The 13,970-nt window shown below is 55.7% G+C and carries 20 protein-coding genes; 1 reads left to right on the top strand and 19 read right to left on the bottom strand.

What is annotated here, in order from left to right:
- The first annotated feature begins 66 nt into the window (after positions 1–66).
- The gene (gene uvrA, locus JFT66_RS14750; RefSeq protein WP_034116047.1) at positions 67–2,901 is read left to right on the top strand and encodes an excinuclease ABC subunit UvrA; all 2,835 of its coding nucleotides are present in this window, start codon (positions 67–69) and stop codon (positions 2,899–2,901) included.
- A gap of 65 nt (positions 2,902–2,966) precedes the next feature.
- Here uvrA and bfr read toward each other — a convergent pair whose 3' ends face one another.
- The 19 genes from bfr to rplN form a co-directional block, all read right to left on the bottom strand.
- Complete coding sequence (gene bfr, locus JFT66_RS14745; RefSeq protein ID WP_003176400.1) at positions 2,967–3,431, bottom strand: bacterioferritin; 465 nt, start codon at positions 3,429–3,431, stop codon at positions 2,967–2,969.
- A 155-nt stretch (positions 3,432–3,586) separates the two neighbouring features.
- On the bottom strand, positions 3,587–5,035 hold the full coding sequence (locus tag JFT66_RS14740; RefSeq protein WP_034116048.1) for a catalase: 1,449 nt from the start codon (positions 5,033–5,035) through the stop codon (positions 3,587–3,589).
- 238 nt (positions 5,036–5,273) lie between these two features.
- Positions 5,274–5,660, bottom strand: coding sequence for a 50S ribosomal protein L17 (gene rplQ, locus JFT66_RS14735; RefSeq protein WP_003176402.1), 387 nt, complete (start codon positions 5,658–5,660; stop codon positions 5,274–5,276).
- Positions 5,661–5,701: 41 nt separating this feature from the next.
- Positions 5,702–6,703 (bottom strand): DNA-directed RNA polymerase subunit alpha, encoded by a 1,002-nt coding sequence (locus JFT66_RS14730; RefSeq protein ID WP_003176403.1) that lies wholly within the window; start codon positions 6,701–6,703, stop codon positions 5,702–5,704.
- Positions 6,704–6,725: 22 nt separating this feature from the next.
- The gene (gene rpsD / locus JFT66_RS14725) at positions 6,726–7,346 is read right to left on the bottom strand and encodes a 30S ribosomal protein S4 (protein ID WP_003210056.1); all 621 of its coding nucleotides are present in this window, start codon (positions 7,344–7,346) and stop codon (positions 6,726–6,728) included.
- Between the two features lie 18 nt (positions 7,347–7,364).
- Positions 7,365–7,754: a 30S ribosomal protein S11 gene (rpsK, locus tag JFT66_RS14720; protein WP_002555466.1), complete on the bottom strand. Its 390-nt coding sequence runs from the start codon at positions 7,752–7,754 to the stop codon at positions 7,365–7,367.
- Positions 7,755–7,784: 30 nt separating this feature from the next.
- The gene (rpsM, locus tag JFT66_RS14715; protein ID WP_003194635.1) at positions 7,785–8,141 is read right to left on the bottom strand and encodes a 30S ribosomal protein S13; all 357 of its coding nucleotides are present in this window, start codon (positions 8,139–8,141) and stop codon (positions 7,785–7,787) included.
- Positions 8,142–8,270: 129 nt separating this feature from the next.
- Positions 8,271–8,387, bottom strand: a complete 117-nt coding sequence (rpmJ, locus tag JFT66_RS14710) for a 50S ribosomal protein L36 (RefSeq protein WP_002555468.1) — start codon at positions 8,385–8,387, stop codon at positions 8,271–8,273.
- 27 nt (positions 8,388–8,414) lie between these two features.
- Positions 8,415–9,743 (bottom strand): preprotein translocase subunit SecY, encoded by a 1,329-nt coding sequence (secY, locus tag JFT66_RS14705; protein ID WP_003194637.1) that lies wholly within the window; start codon positions 9,741–9,743, stop codon positions 8,415–8,417.
- Complete coding sequence (rplO, locus tag JFT66_RS14700) at positions 9,744–10,181, bottom strand: 50S ribosomal protein L15 (RefSeq protein ID WP_003176407.1); 438 nt, start codon at positions 10,179–10,181, stop codon at positions 9,744–9,746.
- Positions 10,182–10,184: 3 nt separating this feature from the next.
- Complete coding sequence (rpmD, locus tag JFT66_RS14695; RefSeq protein ID WP_003176408.1) at positions 10,185–10,361, bottom strand: 50S ribosomal protein L30; 177 nt, start codon at positions 10,359–10,361, stop codon at positions 10,185–10,187.
- Positions 10,362–10,363: 2 nt separating this feature from the next.
- The gene (gene rpsE / locus JFT66_RS14690) at positions 10,364–10,864 is read right to left on the bottom strand and encodes a 30S ribosomal protein S5 (protein ID WP_003176409.1); all 501 of its coding nucleotides are present in this window, start codon (positions 10,862–10,864) and stop codon (positions 10,364–10,366) included.
- Positions 10,865–10,867: 3 nt separating this feature from the next.
- Entirely contained in the window at positions 10,868–11,218 is a 351-nt protein-coding gene (gene rplR / locus JFT66_RS14685; protein ID WP_003186037.1) for a 50S ribosomal protein L18, read from the bottom strand.
- A gap of 10 nt (positions 11,219–11,228) precedes the next feature.
- Complete coding sequence (rplF, locus tag JFT66_RS14680; protein WP_003176412.1) at positions 11,229–11,762, bottom strand: 50S ribosomal protein L6; 534 nt, start codon at positions 11,760–11,762, stop codon at positions 11,229–11,231.
- A 12-nt stretch (positions 11,763–11,774) separates the two neighbouring features.
- On the bottom strand, positions 11,775–12,167 hold the full coding sequence (rpsH, locus tag JFT66_RS14675; protein WP_003176413.1) for a 30S ribosomal protein S8: 393 nt from the start codon (positions 12,165–12,167) through the stop codon (positions 11,775–11,777).
- A gap of 208 nt (positions 12,168–12,375) precedes the next feature.
- A complete protein-coding gene (gene rpsN, locus JFT66_RS14670) occupies positions 12,376–12,681 on the bottom strand; it encodes a 30S ribosomal protein S14 (protein WP_003176414.1) in 306 nt (101 codons plus the stop codon).
- A gap of 13 nt (positions 12,682–12,694) precedes the next feature.
- Positions 12,695–13,234, bottom strand: a complete 540-nt coding sequence (rplE, locus tag JFT66_RS14665) for a 50S ribosomal protein L5 (protein ID WP_003194642.1) — start codon at positions 13,232–13,234, stop codon at positions 12,695–12,697.
- A 22-nt stretch (positions 13,235–13,256) separates the two neighbouring features.
- Complete coding sequence (rplX, locus tag JFT66_RS14660) at positions 13,257–13,571, bottom strand: 50S ribosomal protein L24 (RefSeq protein WP_003176416.1); 315 nt, start codon at positions 13,569–13,571, stop codon at positions 13,257–13,259.
- A gap of 11 nt (positions 13,572–13,582) precedes the next feature.
- Positions 13,583–13,951 (bottom strand): 50S ribosomal protein L14, encoded by a 369-nt coding sequence (gene rplN / locus JFT66_RS14655; protein WP_002555479.1) that lies wholly within the window; start codon positions 13,949–13,951, stop codon positions 13,583–13,585.
- Positions 13,952–13,970 lie beyond the last annotated feature (19 nt).

The raw sequence follows: 13,970 nt of genomic DNA, 5'->3' as shown, positions 1-13,970 counted from the left end.
GTGTATATTCATCCAGTCTTTAGCCGTATACTCCGGCATTATTTACGCCCGCCGTGCGAGGCCATCTTGGACAAGATCCTGATTCGTGGGGCTAGAACCCACAACCTGAAGAACATCGACCTGACCCTGCCCCGGGACAAACTGATCGTCATCACCGGTTTGTCCGGCTCCGGCAAGTCGTCCCTGGCGTTCGACACGCTGTATGCCGAAGGTCAGCGTCGCTATGTCGAATCCCTGTCGGCCTATGCCCGGCAGTTCCTGTCGATGATGGAAAAGCCCGACGTCGACACCATCGAAGGCCTGTCGCCGGCGATCTCCATCGAACAGAAGTCGACCTCCCACAACCCTCGCTCCACCGTGGGCACCATTACCGAGATCTACGACTACCTGCGCCTGCTGTACGCCCGCGTCGGTATCCCCCGCTGCCCGGACCACGACATTCCGCTCGAAGCCCAGACCGTCAGCCAGATGGTCGACCTGGTGCTGGCCCAGCCGGAAGGCGCCAAGCTGATGCTGCTGGCGCCGGTAATTCGCGAGCGCAAGGGTGAACACCTTTCAGTCTTCGAAGAGCTGCGTGCCCAAGGCTTCGTGCGTGCGCGCATCAACGGCAAGCTCTATGAGCTGGATGAAGCGCCCAAGCTCGACAAGCAGAAAAAGCACTCCATTGATGTGGTAGTCGACCGCTTCAAGGTGCGCGCCGACCTGCAGCAGCGATTGGCGGAATCGTTCGAAACCGCGCTGAAGCTGGCCGATGGCATTGCCCTGGTGGCGCCAATGGACGACGAGCCGGGCGAAGAGATTATCTTCTCCGCGCGTTTCGCCTGCCCGATCTGTGGCCATGCCATCAGCGAGCTGGAACCCAAGCTGTTTTCCTTCAACAATCCGGCGGGCGCCTGCCCGACCTGCGATGGCCTGGGTGTGAAGCAGTTTTTCGATATCAAGCGCCTGGTCAATGGCGACCTGACCCTGGCCGAGGGCGCGATCCGTGGTTGGGATAGGCGCAATGTCTACTACTTCCAGATGCTGGGTTCGTTGGCTTCCCACTATAAATTCAGCCTGGAAGTGCCGTTCAACCAACTGCCGGCAGACCAGCAGAAGGTCATCCTCCACGGCAGTGGTTCGCAGAATGTCGATTTCAAGTACCTGAACGACCGCGGCGATATCGTCAAGCGCTCGCACCCGTTCGAAGGCATCGTGCCGAATCTGGAACGCCGCTACCGCGAAACCGAATCGGCGAGCGTGCGCGAAGAGTTGGCGAAATTCCTCAGCACACAGCCTTGCCCGGATTGCCGCGGCACGCGCCTGCGCCGTGAGGCTCGGCATGTGTGGGTGGGCGAAAAGACATTGCCGGCGGTGACCAACCTGCCGATTGGCGATGCTTGTGAATACTTTGGTGTGCTCAAGCTGACCGGGCGTCGCGGGGAAATTGCCGACAAGATCCTCAAGGAAATTCGCGAGCGGTTGCAGTTCCTGGTTAACGTTGGCCTGGACTATCTCTCCCTGGACCGTAGCGCCGATACCTTGTCTGGTGGTGAGGCGCAGCGGATCCGTTTGGCCAGCCAGATTGGTGCCGGCCTGGTAGGCGTTCTGTATATCCTCGACGAGCCGTCGATTGGCTTGCACCAACGGGATAACGACCGCCTGCTGGGCACATTGAAACACCTGCGGGATATCGGCAATACGGTCATTGTGGTCGAGCATGACGAAGACGCGATCCGCCTGGCCGACTACGTGGTCGATATCGGCCCGGGGGCGGGTGTGCATGGTGGGCATATTGTTGCCGAGGGTACGCCTGCCGAAGTGATGGCACATCCTGATTCGTTGACCGGCAAGTACCTGTCTGGTCGAGTGAAGATCGAAGTGCCCGCCAAGCGTACGCCGCGCAACAAGAAGATGGCCCTGCACCTCAAGGGCGCGCGCGGGAACAACCTGCGTAATGTCGACCTGGAAATCCCGCTGGGCCTGCTGACCTGTGTGACCGGTGTTTCCGGTTCGGGCAAGTCGACGCTGATCAACAACACGCTGTTCCCACTGAGTGCCACCGCCCTGAACGGCGCGACCACCCTGGAAGCGGCGGCCCACGACAGCATCAAGGGCCTTGAGCACCTGGACAAGGTGGTCGATATCGACCAGAGCCCGATTGGGCGTACGCCGCGCTCCAACCCGGCCACCTACACCGGGCTGTTTACGCCGATTCGCGAGCTGTTCGCCGGTGTTCCAGAGTCCCGCTCGCGGGGCTATGGGCCTGGTCGGTTCTCGTTCAACGTCAAGGGCGGGCGCTGTGAGGCCTGTCAGGGCGATGGCCTGATCAAGGTTGAAATGCACTTCCTGCCGGACATCTACGTGCCGTGTGACGTGTGCAAGAGCAAGCGCTACAACCGTGAAACGCTGGAGATCAAGTACAAGGGCAAGAGCATCCACGAAACCCTGGAGATGACCATCGAGGAAGCGCGGGTATTCTTCGACGCGGTGCCAGCGCTGGCGCGCAAACTGCAGACGCTGATGGATGTAGGTCTGTCGTATATCAAGCTGGGGCAATCGGCGACCACGCTGTCAGGTGGTGAGGCGCAGCGGGTCAAGCTGTCTCGCGAGCTGTCCAAGCGTGATACCGGCAAGACCCTCTACATCCTGGATGAGCCGACCACCGGCCTGCACTTCGCGGATATCCAACAGCTTTTGGACGTGCTCCACCGCCTGCGGGACCACGGAAATACCGTGGTGGTGATCGAACACAATCTTGATGTGATCAAGACGGCTGACTGGCTGGTGGACCTGGGGCCGGAAGGCGGCTCCAAGGGTGGCCAGATCATCGCGGTGGGCACACCGGAGCAAGTTTCCGAGATGCCGCAGTCCCACACGGGTTACTACTTGAAGCCACTGTTGGCGCGCGACCGAGCCTGATTTTTCGGGCTCACTAAAAAGCCCCTGTCACTTCACGGTGACAGGGGCTTTTTCGTAGCCTGGAATCAGAACTGCGATTGCAGGTAATTCTCCAGGCCGATCAACTTGATCAGGCCCAACTGCTTTTCAAGCCAGTAGGTGTGGTCTTCTTCGGTGTCATTCAACTGCACCCGCAGTATTTCCCGGGTAACGTAGTCGTTGTGCTGCTCGCAAAGCTCAATGCCTTTGCAGAGTGCGGCACGGACCTTGTACTCGAGGCGAAGATCGGCAGCCAGCATGTCAGGTACCGTGGTGCCCACGTCCAGATCATCAGGGCGCATACGCGGCGTGCCTTCGAGCATCAGGATACGGCGCATCAGTGCGTCGGCGTGCTGTGCCTCTTCTTCCATCTCGTGATTGATACGTTCGTAGAGCTCGGTAAAGCCCCAATCTTCGTACATGCGCGAATGGATGAAATATTGGTCACGAGCTGCCAGTTCGCCCGTCAGCAACGTGTTGAGGTAATCGATTACGTCGGGGTGACCTTGCATCGCCCTACATCTCCCTGCTTGAAAGTCTGTAGTTTGAACCATGATGACTTGAAGGTCACGGGATCAACGGCAGAAAAGTGAAGATTTTCCGAGAAAAGTAGCTGAAATAACGCAAAAACCGCCCAAATGAGGGCGGTTCTGCTTATCGTTTAGAGTCAGTTAAGCGATACACCCAGTGCATTTGCGATTGCTTCTCCGTAAGCCGGGTCGGCCTTGTAGAAGTGCTGCAATTGACGCTGGACCACATCGCTGGAAACGCCGCCCATTGCTCCGGCAATGTTGCTGGTAAGCAACGCTTTCTGCTCGTCGCTCATCAGACGGAACAGCGCGCCGGCGTGGCTGTAGTAGTCAGTGTCCTCACGGTGATCGTAACGATCCGCTGCGCCGCTCAGGGCCAGTGCTGGCTCAGCGTACTGCGGGGCTTGCTTTGGCGCATCGGCATAACTGTTTGGCTCGTAGTTGGGAGCCGCACCACCGTTACTGCCGAACGCCATCGAACCGTCGCGCTGATAGCTGTTCACCGGGTTGCGTGGCGCATTCACAGGCAACTGTTGGTGATTGGTGCCGACGCGATAGCGGTGAGCATCTGCGTAGGCGAAAACCCGACCTTGCAGCATACGGTCTGGCGACAGGCCAACACCTGGGACCATATTGCTTGGGCCGAACGCGGCCTGCTCCACTTCAGCGAAATAGTTCTGCGGATTGCGGTTGAGTTCCAACTCACCCACTTCGATCAACGGAAACTCTTTTTGCGACCACGTTTTGGTCACATCAAACGGGTTTTCGTAATGAGCATTTGCCTGAGCCTCGGTCATGATCTGGATGCACACGCGCCATTTCGGGAAGTCACCGCGCTCAATCGCACCGAACAGATCACGCTGGGCGTAATCAGGATCGGTACCGGCCAGGCGTGCAGCTTCGGCCGGTGCCAGGTTCTTGATACCTTGCTTGGTCTTGTAGTGCCACTTCACCCAATGACGCTCGCCCTGGGCATTGATCAGGCTGTAAGTGTGGCTACCGAAGCCATGCATATGACGGTAGCCGTCTGGAATACCACGGTCCGAAAACAGGATGGTGACCTGGTGCAGCGCCTCTGGAGAGTGCGACCAGAAGTCCCACATCATCTGCGCGCTTTTCAGGTTGCTTTGCGGCAGGCGTTTCTGGGTATGGATAAAGTCCGGGAACTTCAGTGGGTCACGGATAAAGAACACAGGGGTGTTATTACCGACGATGTCCCAGTTGCCTTCTTCGGTGTAGAACTTCAAGGCGAAGCCACGTGGATCGCGCTCGGTGTCAGCCGAACCGCGCTCGCCACCAACAGTGGAAAAACGCAGGAACGTCGGTGTCTGCTTGCCAACCGATTCGAACAGCTTGGCGCTGGTGTATTGGGTGATGTCTTTTGTGACGGTGAACGTACCGTATGCACCCGAACCTTTGGCGTGCACACGGCGCTCCGGGATATTTTCACGGTTGAAATGAGCGAGCTTCTCGATCAAGTGGAAATCATCGAGCAACAAGGGGCCACGCGGGCCGGCGGAACGAGAATTCTGGTTATCCGCAACGGGTGCGCCGCTGGCGGTGGTAAGGACTTTATTCTGGCTCATGCGCAATCTTCCTCAGGTCGGACTTGGAACTGCCGGCTAATCGGCCTGGGGGAAGTATTGATCATCAACATGACGTGTACAAATTCATTAAATCGTAAGCGGCAATAGAAAATTACTACTAAAAACTTCAGTGTCGATAACCACGAGCGTCCGTTATGGCAGCTAATACCTCACTTGCTTTTATAACGCGCACAAAAAACCGGGCACTAGGCCCGGTTCTTTGATTCAGACTGACGTCTTACTCGGCGGATACAGCTTCGCCAGCAGTAGCACGATCAACCAACTCGACGTACGCCATAGGCGCGTTGTCGCCAGCGCGGAAACCGCACTTGAGGATGCGCAAGTAGCCACCCTCACGGGTAGCGTAACGCTTGCCCAGGTCGTTGAAGAGCTTACCAACGATAGCTTTCGAACGAGTACGGTCGAAAGCCAGACGGCGGTTAGCCAGGCTGTCTGTCTTGGCCAAAGTGATCAGCGGCTCAGCAACGCGACGCAGTTCTTTAGCTTTCGGCAGTGTAGTTTTGATCAGCTCGTGCTCGAACAGCGACACCGCCATGTTTTGGAACATGGCCTTGCGGTGCGAGCTGGTACGGCTCAGGTGACGACCACTTTTACGATGACGCATGGTTCATTCCTTACCAAACTCACGTTCGGTGATTACGACGATCAGGCAGTCGCCTTGTCGTCCTTCTTAAGACTTGCAGGCGGCCAGTTGTCGAGGCGCATGCCGAGGGACAGACCGCGGGAGGCCAGAACGTCCTTGATTTCAGTCAAGGATTTCTTGCCCAGGTTCGGAGTCTTCAACAGTTCTACTTCGGTACGCTGAATCAGGTCGCCGATGTAGTAAATGTTTTCCGCCTTAAGGCAGTTAGCCGAACGTACAGTCAGTTCCAGATCGTCAACCGGGCGAAGCAGGATCGGATCGATCTCGTCTTCTTGCTCGATTACCACTGGTTCGCTGTCACCCTTGAGGTCGACGAACGCAGCCAACTGCTGTTGCAGAATGGTTGCAGCGCGGCGGATAGCCTCTTCAGGATCCAGAGTACCGTTGGTTTCCAGATCAATAACCAGCTTGTCCAGGTTAGTACGCTGCTCGACACGGGCGTTTTCCACCACGTATGCGATACGGCGAACCGGGCTGAACGAAGAGTCAAGCTGCAAGCGACCAATGCTGCGGCTTTCGTCTTCATCGCTCTGACGCGAGTCGGCCGGTTCATAACCACGACCACGAGCTACGGTGAGCTTCATGTTCAGGGCGCCGTTAGACGCCAGGTTAGCGATTACGTGATCGGGGTTAACGATCTCGACATCATGATCCAGCTGAATATCGGCAGCGGTAACCACCCCCGAACCCTTCTTCGACAAGGTCAGCGTAACTTCGTCACGGCCGTGCAGCTTGATAGCCAGACCTTTAAGGTTCAACAGGATTTCAATTACGTCTTCCTGTACACCTTCGATGGCGCTGTACTCGTGGAGCACACCGTCAATCTCGGCCTCGACTACTGCACAGCCGGGCATTGAGGACAACAGGATGCGGCGCAGCGCGTTGCCCAGGGTGTGGCCAAAACCACGCTCGAGAGGCTCGAGAGTAATTTTGGCGCGGGTTGGACTGACAACCTGCACATCAATGTGGCGGGGTGTCAGGAACTCATTTACCGAAATCTGCATGGATGCACCTATTTTCTAGCCCTTACTTGGAGTAGAGCTCGACAATCAGGCTTTCGTTGATGTCGGCGGACAGATCACTGCGAGCAGGAACGTTCTTGAAAACGCCCGACTTCTTCTCAGTGTCTACTTCTACCCATTCTACGCGGCCACGTTGGGCACACAGATCGAGAGCTTGGACAATGCGAAGTTGGTTTTTTGCTTTCTCGCGAATCGCGACCACGTCACCAGCACGAACCTGGTACGACGGGACGTTAACGGTTTGGCCGTTTACGCTGACGGATTTGTGCGATACCAGCTGACGGGATTCGGCGCGAGTCGAACCAAAGCCCATACGGTATACAACGTTGTCCAGACGGCATTCGAGCAGTTGCAGCAGGTTTTCACCAGTTGCACCTTTCTTGCCAGCAGCTTCTTTGTAGTAGCCGCTGAACTGACGCTCGAGAACGCCGTAGATACGACGAACCTTCTGCTTTTCACGCAGTTGGGTGCCGTAATCGGACTGGCGACCGCGGCGTTGGCCGTGGATACCAGGTGCTGCTTCAATGTTGCACTTCGATTCGATCGCGCGCACGCCGCTCTTCAGGAAGAGATCGGTGCCTTCGCGACGAGCGAGTTTGCATTTTGGACCAATGTAACGAGCCATTCTTTACAATCTCCTGGATTACACGCGGCGCTTCTTCGGCGGACGGCACCCGTTGTGCGGGATTGGCGTCACGTCGGTGATGCTGGCGATCTTATAGCCACAGCCGTTCAAAGCACGGACAGCAGACTCACGACCTGGGCCTGGACCTTTGACGTTAACGTCGAGGTTTTTCAGGCCGTATTCCAGCGCAGCTTGACCAGCACGTTCAGCAGCTACTTGAGCAGCAAACGGGGTGGACTTGCGGGAACCGCGGAAACCCGAACCACCGGAGGTAGCCCAAGAAAGCGCGTTACCTTGACGGTCGGTGATGGTCACGATTGTGTTGTTAAAAGATGCATGGATGTGGGCGATGCCATCAACCACTGTCTTTTTAACTTTTTTACGAGGACGAGCAGCAGGTTTTGCCATGATAATTTTCCTGTCGATTCGCTGGGGCGATTACTTGCGGATCGGCTTACGCGGACCTTTACGGGTACGCGCGTTAGTCTTGGTACGCTGACCGCGTACTGGAAGACCACGACGATGACGCAGACCGCGATAGCAACCGAGGTCCATCAAACGCTTGATTTTCATGTTGATTTCGCGACGCAGATCACCTTCAGTGGTGAACTTCGCCACTTCGCCACGCAGCTGTTCAATCTGCTCGTCGCTCAGATCCTTGATCTTAGCGGCTGGGTTTACCCCAGCAACTGCGCAAATTTTCTGCGCAGTAGTGCGACCAACACCATAGATGTAGGTCAGCGAGATAACAGTGTGCTTGTTATCTGGAATGTTAACGCCTGCAATACGGGCCATTCAGTGGGACTCCAATTGACAGCTACCTACGCCCCGGAAGCCAAGAAATAGGGCGCGAGATAATATCGCTGTAATAACAAATAATCAACCCGGCAGCGCACTAGCTGCCGGGCTTCAAGCGGATCACACTCAGCCTTGGCGCTGTTTGTGACGCGGTTCCGCGCTGCAAATTACTCGAACAACACCTTCGCGGCGAATAATCTTGCAGTTACGGCACAGCTTTTTCACCGATGCACGAACTTTCATCACCAACTCCTCGAACCTTATGGGTACTCAGCGCAACATGCCGCTGCCGTAACCCTTCAGGTTGGCTTTCTTCATCAGGGATTCATACTGGTGCGAAACGAGGTGCGATTGTACTTGGGACATGAAGTCCATCACAACCACGACCACGATCAGCAACGAGGTCCCGCCAAGGTAGAACGGAACGTTTGCTGCAACCACCAGGAACTGGGGCAACAAGCACACGGCCGTCATATATAGAGCACCGAACAGGGTCAAACGAGTCAGAACGCCATCAATGTAGCGTGCCGACTGCTCACCTGGACGGATGCCCGGAATAAAGGCACCGGACTTCTTCAGGTTTTCCGCTACGTCTTTCGGATTGAACATCAACGCCGTATAGAAGAAGCAGAAGAAAATAATCCCTGCACTAAACAGCAGAATATTCAACGGCTGACCAGGAGCGATCGACTGAGAGAGGTCCTGCAGCCAGCCCATATTTTCAGACTGACCAAACCAGGTACCCAACGAAGCCGGAAACAGCAAGATGCTGCTCGCGAAAATTGCCGGAATAACACCGGCCATATTCACTTTCAGCGGCAAGTGGCTGGTCTGCGCAGCAAATACCTTACGGCCCTGCTGACGCTTGGCGTAGTGAACAGCAATACGACGCTGGCCACGCTCAATGAACACCACAAAACCGATAATCGCTACTGCCAGCAATCCGATGGCAACCAGGGCGAAGATATTGATATCACCCTGACGCGCAGACTCGAAAGACTGCCCGATTGCCCTCGGAAGACCGGCAACGATACCTGCGAAAATCAACATCGAGATACCGTTGCCAACACCGCGCTCAGTAATCTGCTCACCCAGCCACATCATGAACATCGCACCAGCCACAAATGTGGATACCGCGACGAAATGGAAGCCAAAGTCACCAGTGAACGCAACGCCCTGCCCTGCCAGACCAACGGACATGCCGATAGCTTGAACCAGGGCGAGGACGACAGTGCCGTAGCGGGTGTACTGGCTAATCTTGCGACGGCCAGCTTCACCTTCCTTCTTCAACTGCTCCAGCTGCGGGCTGACGGCGGTCATCAGCTGCATGATGATCGATGCCGAAATGTACGGCATGATCCCCAGTGCAAAGATGCTCATCCGTTCCAGCGCGCCGCCGGAAAACATGTTGAACAAGCTAAGAATGGTCCCCTCATTCTGTCGAAACAGGTCTGCGAGTCGGTCCGGGTTGATACCTGGAACCGGGATGTGTGCGCCTATTCGGTAGACGATAATCGCCAGGAACAGAAAACGCAGACGAGCCCAAAGTTCAGACATACCGCCTTTGCCGAGCGCTGAGAGAGCACCTTGCTTAGCCATTTATTCCTCGAACTTGCCGCCAGCTGCTTCGATAGCCGAACGCGCACCTTTGGTGGCGCCGATTCCCTTGCCGATAGTGACAGCGCGAGTCACTTCACCGGACAGCATGATTTTCACACGCTGTACGTTGACGTTGATCACGTTGGCATCTTTCAGGGTCTGCACAGTAACGATGTCGCCTTCCACTTTAGCCAGCTCGGACAGACGCACTTCTGCGCGATCCATGGCTTTCAGGGATACGAAACCGAACTTAGGCAGGCGACGATGCAGCGGCTGTTGACCGCCTTCAAAGCCTGGAGCGATGGTGCCACCGGAGCGGGAGGTTTGACCTTTGTGGCCACGGCCACCAGTCTTACCCAAACCGCTACCGATACCACGGCCCGGACGATGCTTTTCGCGACGGGAACCCGGCGCTGGACTCAGATCATTGAGTTTCATCGATTAACCCTCTACACGCAGCATGTAGTAAGCCTTGTTGATCATCCCGCGATTCTCGGGAGTATCCTGGACTTCTACAGTGTGACCGATGCGACGCAGACCCAAACCTTTAACGCACAGTTTGTGGTTAGGGATGCGGCCGGTCATGCTTTTGATCAGCGTTACTTTAACGGTAGCCATGATCAGAAGATCTCCTTGACAGTCAGGCCACGCTTGGCAGCGATCGACTCAGGAGATTGCATAGCCTTCAAACCCTTGAAAGTGGCGTGAACCACGTTTACCGGGTTAGTCGAGCCGTAGCACTTGGCCAGAACGTTCTGAACGCCAGCAACTTCGAGAACAGCACGCATAGCGCCGCCAGCGATGATACCGGTACCTTCAGAGGCAGGCTGCATGTACACCTTCGAAGCGCCATGAGCGGACTTCATTGCGTACTGCAGAGTGGTGCCGTTCAGATCAACTTGGATCATGTTGCGACGAGCAGCTTCCATTGCCTTCTGGATCGCAGCAGGCACTTCACGTGACTTGCCACGGCCGAAGCCAACGCGCCCTTTACCATCACCAACCACGGTCAACGCGGTGAAAGTGAAGATACGGCCGCCTTTAACGGTTTTGGCTACGCGGTTAACTTGAACCAGCTTCTCAATGTAGCCTTCGTCGCGCTTTTGGTCGTTATTTGACATAACTTAGAACTCCAGCCCAGCTTCACGAGCAGCATCAGCCAGCGCTTTCACGCGGCCGTGGTACTTGAAGCCAGAGCGGTCGAAAGCCACTTGCGAGACGCCGGCGGCCTTAGCACGCGTAGCGACCAGCTGGCCAACCTTAGTGGCCGCGTCGATGTTGCCAGTGGCACCATCACGCAGTTCTTTATCCAAAGTCGAGGCGCTTGCCAGGACTTTGTTGCCGTCGGCCGAGATGACCTGGGCGTAGATGTGCTGCGACGAGCGGAACACGCAGAGACGCACGACTTCGAGTTCGTGCATTTTCAGGCGTGCTTTGCGAGCGCGACGCAGTCGAGTAACTTTTTTGTCGGTCATTTGCTATGCCCTACTTCTTCTTGGCTTCTTTACGACGGACGACTTCGTCCGCGTAGCGCACACCTTTGCCTTTGTACGGCTCTGGTGGACGGAAGTCGCGGATCTCAGCGGCCACCTGACCTACCAGTTGCTTATCAATACCCTTGATCAGGATATCGGTTTGGCTAGGGGTCTCAGCGGTGATGCCTTCCGGCAGTTCGTAATCCACTGGGTGCGAGAAGCCAAGGGCAAGGTTCAGAACCGTGCCTTTTGCTTGCGCTTTGTAACCAACACCGACCAGCTGGAGCTTACGCTCGAAGCCTTGGCTTACGCCCTGGACCATGTTGTTTACCAACGCACGCGTGGTACCGGCCATTGCGCGAGTTTGTTGATCGCCATTGCGAGCAGCGAAACGCAGCTCACCAGCTTCTTCAACGATCTCAACGGACGAATGGATGTTCAGTTCAAGAGTACCCTTGGCACCCTTCACCGAAAGCTGTTGGCCTGCGAATTTGACTTCGACACCGGCTGGCAGCTTAACGGGGTTCTTAGCGACGCGTGACATGCTTATCCCCCCTTAGAACACAGTGCAAAGAACTTCGCCGCCGACACCGGCAGCGCGCGCAGCACGATCCGTCATCACACCTTTGTTGGTGGAGACGATAGACACGCCCAGACCGCCACGAACTTTCGGCAGATCTTCAGCGGACTTGTACTGACGCAGGCCTGGACGGCTAACGCGCTTCACTTCCTCGATGACCGAACGGCCTTCGAAGTACTTCAGCTCGATGGACAGCAGTGGTTTGATTTCGCTGCTGATCTGATAACCCGCAATGTAGCCTTCGTCTTTCAGGACTTTGGCAACAGCTACCTTCAACTTGGAAGATGGCATGCTTACGACGGACTTTTCAGCCATCTGGGCATTACGGATACGAGTTAGCATGTCCGCTAACGGGTCCTGCATACTCATGGGCTAGACGCTCCTAATACAAAAAAATTAGCCTTGCGGCTACATATGTCACCGAGAATCTCCGAGCGTAAAACACACGGGCTCAGGCGAGCCGCGTATTTTAGACATACTCCGGAAATGAAACAAGCCCCAAAAGGGGCTTGTTCCAGATTCAAGGTCACCGGCGGTCAGTATCTTGCGATGCAGACCACCTGGACGTTGAAAGTACTTACCAGCTGGCTTTAACCAGACCCGGTACGTCACCACGCATAGCCGCTTCACGCAGTTTGTTACGGCCGAGGCCGAACTTGCGGTAAACGCCGTGTGGACGACCGGTCAGGCGGCAGCGGTTACGCATGCGCGAAGCGCTTGCGTCACGTGGCTGCTTCTGCAGAGCTACTGTAGCTTCCCAACGCGCTTCTGGACTTGCGTTCAGATCAACGATGATTGCTTTCAGTGCTGCACGCTTCTTGGCGTACTTGGCAACCGTGAGCTGACGCTTCAGCTCGCGGTTTTTCATGCTCATCTTGGCCATGGTCCTACTCCAATCAGTTGCGGAACGGGAATTTGAACGCACGCAGCAGAGCGCGGCCTTCATCATCGTTCTTGGCAGTGGTGGTCAGGGTGATGTCCAGACCGCGGAGAGCATCGATCTTGTCGTAGTCGATTTCCGGGAAGATGATCTGCTCTTTCACGCCCATGCTGTAGTTACCACGACCATCGAAGGACTTGGCATTCAGGCCGCGGAAGTCGCGAACCCGAGGCAGGGAGATCGACAGCAGACGATCCAGGAATTCGTACATACGCTCACGGCGCAGAGTCACTTTGACGCCGATCGGCCAACCTTCACGGACTTTAAAGCCAGCGATGGATTTCCGAGCGTAAGTCACAACGACTTTTTGACCGGTGATCTTTTCCAGGTCAGCAACAGCGTGCTCGATGACTTTTTTGTCACCGATCGCTTCGCCCAGACCCATGTTCAGGGTGATTTTGGTAACGCGCGGAACTTCCATCACGTTCCCAAGCTTAAGTTCTTCCTTAAGCTTAGGGGCGATTTCCTTCCGGTAAATCTCTTGTAGTCGTGCCATGGTCTAATCTACCTAGCAGTGTTCAAGCATCAACCGCTTTTTGGGTCGACTTGAAGACACGAATTTTCTTACCGTCTTCTACTTTGAAACCAACGCGGTCAGCCTTGTTGGTTTCGCCGTTGAAGATGGCGACGTTAGAAGCGTCCAGTGGAGCTTCTTTCTCGACGATACCGCCCTGCACGCCCGACATCGGGTTAGGCTTGGTATGACGCTTGACCAGGTTCAGACCACCGATAACCAGACGGTTATTAGCGAGAACCTTAAGCACCTTACCGCGCTTACCTTTGTCTTTGCCGGCGATCACGATGATCTCGTCGTCACGACGAATCTTTTGCATGTCGGATCTCCTTACAGCACTTCTGGGGCGAGCGAGACGATCTTCATGAACTTCTCAGTACGAAGTTCACGGGTCACTGGCCCAAAGATACGGGTGCCGATCGGCTCTTGCTTGTTGTTCAGAAGAACAGCAGCGTTGCCATCAAAGCGGATAATGGAGCCATCTGCACGGCGTACGCCGTGACGAGTGCGGACTACAACAGCAGTCATCACTTGGCCTTTTTTCACCTTACCGCGAGGAATTGCTTCCTTCACGGTAACTTTGATGATGTCACCGATACCAGCGTAACGACGATGGGAGCCACCCAGCACCTTGATGCACATAACACGGCGAGCGCCGCTGTTATCGGCCACATCGAGCATGGATTGAGTCTGAATCATATAATTTCTCCGACCCCTA

The sequence above is a fragment of the Pseudomonas sp. MF6755 genome (assembly GCF_016405635.1).
Classification (GTDB): domain Bacteria; phylum Pseudomonadota; class Gammaproteobacteria; order Pseudomonadales; family Pseudomonadaceae; genus Aquipseudomonas; species Aquipseudomonas haemolytica.
The sequence above is the reverse complement of the archived record's forward strand: the minus strand, read 5'-3'. Positions and strand labels throughout refer to the sequence as shown.

What these genes read in the sequence shown, in the direction of transcription:
- rpmJ (WP_002555468.1), bottom strand. Translation starts at nt 8,387, where the DNA reads ATGAAAGTTCGTGCATCGGTGAAAAAGCTGTGCCGTAACTGCAAGATT.
- rpsD (WP_003210056.1), bottom strand. Translation starts at nt 7,346, where the DNA reads ATGGCTCGTTACATTGGTCCAAAATGCAAACTCGCTCGTCGCGAAGGC.
- rplN (WP_002555479.1), bottom strand. Translation starts at nt 13,951, where the DNA reads ATGATTCAGACTCAATCCATGCTCGATGTGGCCGATAACAGCGGCGCT.
- rplE (WP_003194642.1), bottom strand. Translation starts at nt 13,234, where the DNA reads ATGGCACGACTACAAGAGATTTACCGGAAGGAAATCGCCCCTAAGCTT.
- secY (WP_003194637.1), bottom strand. Translation starts at nt 9,743, where the DNA reads ATGGCTAAGCAAGGTGCTCTCTCAGCGCTCGGCAAAGGCGGTATGTCT.
- JFT66_RS14730 (WP_003176403.1), bottom strand. Translation starts at nt 6,703, where the DNA reads ATGCAGATTTCGGTAAATGAGTTCCTGACACCCCGCCACATTGATGTG.
- rpsE (WP_003176409.1), bottom strand. Translation starts at nt 10,864, where the DNA reads ATGTCAAATAACGACCAAAAGCGCGACGAAGGCTACATTGAGAAGCTG.
- JFT66_RS14740 (WP_034116048.1), bottom strand. Translation starts at nt 5,035, where the DNA reads ATGAGCCAGAATAAAGTCCTTACCACCGCCAGCGGCGCACCCGTTGCG.
- rplQ (WP_003176402.1), bottom strand. Translation starts at nt 5,660, where the DNA reads ATGCGTCATCGTAAAAGTGGTCGTCACCTGAGCCGTACCAGCTCGCAC.
- rpsK (WP_002555466.1), bottom strand. Translation starts at nt 7,754, where the DNA reads ATGGCAAAACCTGCTGCTCGTCCTCGTAAAAAAGTTAAAAAGACAGTG.
- rpsM (WP_003194635.1), bottom strand. Translation starts at nt 8,141, where the DNA reads ATGGCCCGTATTGCAGGCGTTAACATTCCAGATAACAAGCACACTGTT.
- rplF (WP_003176412.1), bottom strand. Translation starts at nt 11,762, where the DNA reads ATGTCACGCGTCGCTAAGAACCCCGTTAAGCTGCCAGCCGGTGTCGAA.
- rpsN (WP_003176414.1), bottom strand. Translation starts at nt 12,681, where the DNA reads ATGGCCAAGATGAGCATGAAAAACCGCGAGCTGAAGCGTCAGCTCACG.
- rplX (WP_003176416.1), bottom strand. Translation starts at nt 13,571, where the DNA reads ATGCAAAAGATTCGTCGTGACGACGAGATCATCGTGATCGCCGGCAAA.
- rpmD (WP_003176408.1), bottom strand. Translation starts at nt 10,361, where the DNA reads ATGGCTACCGTTAAAGTAACGCTGATCAAAAGCATGACCGGCCGCATC.
- rpsH (WP_003176413.1), bottom strand. Translation starts at nt 12,167, where the DNA reads ATGAGTATGCAGGACCCGTTAGCGGACATGCTAACTCGTATCCGTAAT.
- bfr (WP_003176400.1), bottom strand. Translation starts at nt 3,431, where the DNA reads ATGCAAGGTCACCCCGACGTAATCGATTACCTCAACACGTTGCTGACG.
- rplR (WP_003186037.1), bottom strand. Translation starts at nt 11,218, where the DNA reads ATGACCGACAAAAAAGTTACTCGACTGCGTCGCGCTCGCAAAGCACGC.
- rplO (WP_003176407.1), bottom strand. Translation starts at nt 10,181, where the DNA reads ATGAAACTCAATGATCTGAGTCCAGCGCCGGGTTCCCGTCGCGAAAAG.